This window comes from Campylobacter concisus, from assembly GCF_002913545.1.
Taxonomy (GTDB): domain Bacteria; phylum Campylobacterota; class Campylobacteria; order Campylobacterales; family Campylobacteraceae; genus Campylobacter_A; species Campylobacter_A concisus_AV.
The window spans coordinates 1-454 of record NZ_PPBR01000091.1; the positions used below are offsets into that span (position 1 = coordinate 1).

1 pseudogene is annotated in these 454 nt (G+C 47.6%); it reads left to right on the forward strand.

What is annotated here, in order from left to right:
* Positions 1-454, forward strand: a pseudogene (locus CYP05_RS05630) (MFS transporter); the annotation flags it as partial.

Consider the following 454-nt stretch of genomic DNA (forward strand, 5'->3'; position numbering starts at 1 on the left):
AAATTTAAGCGGCGCAAATGAGTTTTTAGTAGGGCTAATAGTAGGCGTCTATGCGATCTCACAGATGATATTTCAAGTGCCTTTTGGCGCCTTTCAGACAAGATCGGCCGCAAAAAAGCCCTAACCATCGGTCTTTTGATCTTTGTGGCAGGCTCTATCGTCTGCGCGCTGGCAAGTGAAATTTACACGATGCTTTTTGGTAGATTTTTACAAGGTGTGGGAGCTGTGGGAGCCGTGGCAACGGCGATGATAAGCGACTTTGTGGCTGAGGAAAACCGCTCAAAAGCCATGGCGATAATGGGTGCTTTTATAGGGCTTAGCTTCACGCTTTCTATGGTGCTTGGACCGCTTCTTGCCAAAGACTACGGGCTTTCAAGCCTTTTTTATCTAAGCGCCGCTCTTAGCTTGCTTTGCGTCGTGCTACTCTACACCGTCGTGCCAAAAGAGATAAAAG